The sequence below is a fragment of the Wolbachia endosymbiont of Cylisticus convexus genome, assembly GCF_003344345.1.
In genome coordinates, this window is record NZ_QPIP01000115.1 from 1 (window position 1) to 4,489 (window position 4,489).

Genomic DNA, 4,489 nt, shown 5'->3' on the forward strand with positions numbered 1-4,489 from the left:
TAGCTCTTTTCATAATAGTCCGAAAAGCTTATAGAAAAGCGGAATCAACAGCATGACGAAAAGATGTGAATAGAGGGATGTTTTTCCTAGCTCTGTTTTTTATAGCAAACCAATGATGCTCAATTTTGTTAAAATCGGGAGAATAAGGCGGTAGATATAAAATTTCTGCGCCAACTCCTTTAGCAAATTCAGTAATCTTATTAGACTTATGAAAAGTAGCATTATCAAGGATAACAGTTTGTCCAGGTTTCAAAATCGGTGTCAGAAACTGCTCAAACCATTTATTAACATATTACAGTGGCCTTCAAATGTTAACGGAACAACTATTTTCCTGCCGTTTAAGGCTGCAATCATACTGATTCGTTGAATTTTTTTACCAGATTTTAGAGCATAAAACCTCTGTCCCTTCTGGCAATATCCATAAGGGTAGTCCTCGGTGTTATCAATGCCAGACTCATCTATATAAACTAAGTTTTGAGGTTCTTTTGTTGCTATAATTTTCAAAAATTCAGCGCGTTTTTCTTCGTCCCTTTCTTTGTATCCATATGTCTTTTTTTGCGTGTGAGTCCAATTTTTTTAAGAGCTCGATGAATCGTTGGGATACTAACATTGCTCCAAAGCTTAGCCATTTCCGATAGAGTTTTTCCACCATATTTTTTAGCAAATTCAGTAAATTTATTCCAGTCAGTAATTTTGTGATTATAACCTCCATTTCCAAGTTTTTTTGACTGAAAATCTCCTGTTTCTTTTTTCTTTGCTGCCACTCCCATAACGTAGTTCTTCCAATTTTAAATCTTGCTGCCACTGCTTCTCTGCTTTCTCCTTCTTCTAGTGATTCCATTGCTTTTTTTCTTAAATCATAACTATATGCTGCTGGCATACTTACCTTCACTACTATAAAATCTTATTTTACCTCGTTTGTACTATTATGAAAAGAGCTATAACTGTACAAACTATCATTTCGGAAGTTGGTGTTAACTATAATAAATGGCGATCAGAAAAGCATTTTACTTCGTGGTTGGGGCTAAGCCCTGCTAATAAAATTACAGGGGAAAAAGTGTTTAGCACAAGAACACGTAAAGTCATTAATCGTGCCGCGAATGCATTTCGAATCGCTGCTCACTGTGTATCAAGAAGCAATAGCGGAATAGGTGCATATTGTAGAAGGTTAAAAAAACGACTAGGTGCACCAAAAGCGATTACTGCTACGGCAAGGAAATTAGCATGTATCTTTTATAGTATGTTGAAGTATGGACAAGAATATGTAGAAAGAGGAATAGATTATTATGAAACACGTTACAAAGAGAAAGTTGTAAAAAATTTAATCAAAAAGGCACAGGAATTCGGTTATATCTTAGTTCAACAGGAATAACTAATGGGAAGTTTCTTAGAAGCAAAGTAGAAGTTGCCAAAGTACTAGGTTTAGACAGAGAGTTAGGAAGTAGCATTTTAAGAATGGGCAATAATGCAGTTGAGGTTAAAGGTGAGAAGGGAGGTATGAGAAACTATACTGATATGTCAGATGGTAGCTCTGTTGTGTTAGAATTTCCTACAAGCGCTGGCAAGCTGAATGTTATGCTGTACCAAGATGCAAATCAGGTGCAAGTGAGAGTAGCAAATAAGGAAATGTGGGCTGAATTACAACAAAGAGGGGAAGAAATTGGAAAAAATTGCCTTTTTGCTGGAGTAAAACTTAAAGAAGCAGTAGAGAAAGGTAATTTCACTAGGTGCGGCATATGGAGTGAAAAGCAGAAGGAAGTAAGTGAAAAATTGTTTTCATGGGCAGACAAAGTACGTGAAAATAGTAAAGAAACTTGTAGGGCACTTTAATTCATCAATTTAAAGGTTCCAGAGTCTGGCTATTATATCTGGAGCCTTTGAGCTATAGTAGAAAATATTATATATGGTTCTTTGCGTGGAAAGAAGTCTAGACTATGAAGTAGGGCAAAAAGTAAAAAGTTGGAGGTTAGAGAGGGAGTATACTCAGAAAGATTTAGCTGAGAAAATTGGTGTAAAATACTGGGTAATACTGCAATATGAGAAAGGGAATCGTAGAATTTCAATTGAAAGGTTATATGCTATAGCTGAGGCACTATCAATCAGTATTACGGATCTTATTCCTGTATCAAAAAGCTGTCTTGAAGATGAGGGAGAAGAAATATTAGATCTAGTAAGAGAATATAAAAAGATTAATGATCAGGAGTTGCGTAGGATGCTTTGTTTGCTAACCAAATTTGTCCAAGTCAGTGAAAAAAGTAGTAGAAAATCGGAAAAAATAAAAATTGCAAATGGTCTGGTTAAAGCAGGAATTTCTGTTGATATTGTTTCACAAGCAATTGGCCTCTCTGCTGATGAATGTATTGAAGAAAAAGTTGGTTCTATACACTGCCAAATAGGAAAGAAGATAAAAGAATGGAGGATAGTGAGAGAGTATACTCAAAAAGATTTAGCAGAGAAAATGAATACAACACGTCACGAAATAAGCAACTATGAACAAGGAAGGACTTCTGTTCCACTTGATAAATTATATGGAATAGCAAAGGTGTTATCAATTAATATCATGGACCTACTTGAACTAACAGGAGATGAGATAGAAAATGAGCTACCTGATTTGGTTAAAGAATACAAAGAAATTGAGAGCCAAGAACTACGTAATGCATTAAGAGAGTCTCTGTTTGAAGGTATAAGGATTTGTGAAGAAAAAGTGAGAAAAGCGGAAAGGATCAAAGTTGCAAGAGATCTAGTAAAAGGGGGAATTTCTATTGATATTATTTTGCAAGCGGTAGGTTTACCTGTTGATATAGTTTTAGATGGGTAGCTCGTGGAAAAATTATAGTAATAGAGTTTTTTTCTTAAATGGAGGTATATGTGTTTGTTTCTGCAAGCAATGTTAGTTATGGAATAGGGCAAAAAATAGAAAATTGTAGGTTAATGCGAGGTCATACTCAAATAGGATTAGCAGGTCAAATAGGTTTAACATACCAAGAAGTGAACAGCTATGAAAATGGCTATAGCGCTATTCCTGTTGAAGTATTATATATAATAGCAAAAGCATTATCAGCTACTGTTACAGATCTGCTACCTGAATCAGTAGTAGTAAGAGAGTATGAAGATGAAGAAATACTCTATCTAACAAAAATATACGAGAATCAAAAGTTAGGTAAAATAGTACCTTCATTAGTCAGATTTGTTCATGTTAGCGAGAAAATTAATCAAGAGGAGGCAAGATTAGAAGTAGCAAAGAATCTAGTTAAAGAAGGAGTTTCAGTTGACGTAATTTCCCGGGCAACGGGCTTATCTATTTACGAGTATGATAATACAGAGAGAGAAATCTGCACTGATTCTATATACTACAGAATAGGGCAAAGAATAAGAGAATGGAGACTAATAAGAAGATATACTCAAAAAGATTTGGCGGATAAAGTTGGTGTAACACTCAAGGAAATACACGAATATGAAAAAGGATATACTGCCATATCATTAGATAAATTATATGAAATAGCAGGAGAATTATCAGTGAATATTAAAGTTCTGCTACCTAAAACAAGAGAAAGCAAAAAGCTATTGAGTTTAATGGATGAGTACAGAGAGGGAATGTTCAAAAAAGTGTGTCAAACCGAAAAAAAGTAATTTATATCAATTTAAAAATGGAGGTTTGACAATGAGTCAAAAAGTAGTAAACAGAACTAACGGATTGGTAGATTATAAAGAGTTGGAAACAAATATCCTGTCGTCTATACGAGAAGGAAGACCGTTGACAGGAAAGGAGGGAGCATTAACACCATTTATAAAAAAGCTGCTGGAGGCGAGTCTAGAAGGTGAAATAGAAAACCATTTATTAGCTGAAAGTGAAGAAAATAATCGCAGAAATGGGAGGAATGGAAAGACTTTACGTACAAGTGCAGGTTCATTTGAGCTGTTAACGCCAAGAGATAGAGAAGGAAGTTTTGAGCCGCAAATAGTCAAAAAAAGGCAAACAAGCTTACATCCAGAGCTTGAAACGAAGATTTTGAGCACATTTGCCAGTGGTATGAGCTATAGAGATATAGCGTCACACGTTGAGGAAATTTATGATCACAAAATATCGGTAGCAGAGATATCAAGTATTACCGACAAATTACTGCCTATAATCAATGAATGGCGTAGTCGTCCACTGCAATCAGTATACCCGATAGTATTTATGGATGGGATGTTCTTTAAGGTCAAGGAGGATGGACATTGCGTAAGTAAATGTATGTACAATATATTGGGCATAGACCAAAATGGCAGAAAAGAAGTCCTGGGCTTTTATTTGGCTGAAAGTGAAGGAGCTAACTTTTGGTTGGAAGTGCTAAATAACCTCAAAGAAAGAGGAGTAGAAGATATTCTGATTGCATGTGTAGATGGGCTAAAAAGCTTTCCTGCAGCCATCAACAGTGTATTTCCCAGTGCAGAAGTGCAGCTATGTATAGTACACCAAATAAGAAATTCTCTGAAATATGTATCCAGT

3 protein-coding genes and 3 pseudogenes are annotated in these 4,489 nt (G+C 35.4%); 5 read left to right on the plus strand and 1 reads right to left on the minus strand.

Going from position 1 to position 4,489, the window contains the following annotated elements; genetic code table 11:
- Window positions 1-28: 28 nt before the first annotated feature.
- Window positions 29-880, minus strand: a pseudogene (locus Wcon_RS08680) (IS630 family transposase).
- Window positions 881-937: 57 nt separating this feature from the next.
- Between Wcon_RS08680 and Wcon_RS08685 the strand changes: the two are divergent.
- From Wcon_RS08685 to Wcon_RS08705, 5 genes and pseudogenes are all read left to right on the plus strand, one after another.
- Window positions 938-1,372, plus strand: a pseudogene (locus Wcon_RS08685) (transposase); the annotation flags it as partial.
- Window positions 1,373-1,392: 20 nt separating this feature from the next.
- Window positions 1,393-1,830, plus strand: a pseudogene (locus tag Wcon_RS08690) (hypothetical protein); the annotation flags it as partial.
- 73 nt (window positions 1,831-1,903) lie between these two features.
- Entirely contained in the window at window positions 1,904-2,818 is a 915-nt protein-coding gene (wmk, locus tag Wcon_RS08695) for a WO male-killing family protein Wmk (RefSeq protein ID WP_114517877.1), read from the plus strand.
- A 38-nt stretch (window positions 2,819-2,856) separates the two neighbouring features.
- On the plus strand, window positions 2,857-3,630 hold the full coding sequence (wmk, locus tag Wcon_RS08700) for a WO male-killing family protein Wmk (RefSeq protein WP_114517878.1): 774 nt from the start codon (window positions 2,857-2,859) through the stop codon (window positions 3,628-3,630).
- Between the two features lie 31 nt (window positions 3,631-3,661).
- Window positions 3,662-4,489 (plus strand): IS256 family transposase (locus Wcon_RS08705; protein WP_114516781.1); only part of this gene is annotated, 828 nt, incomplete at its 3' end.

Bases quoted from the DNA above. Each gene is read 5' to 3' on its own strand.
- wmk (WP_114517877.1), top strand. From the start codon at position 1,904: ATGGTTCTTTGCGTGGAAAGAAGTCTAGACTATGAAGTAGGGCAAAAA.
- wmk (WP_114517878.1), top strand. From the start codon at position 2,857: ATGGAGGTATATGTGTTTGTTTCTGCAAGCAATGTTAGTTATGGAATA.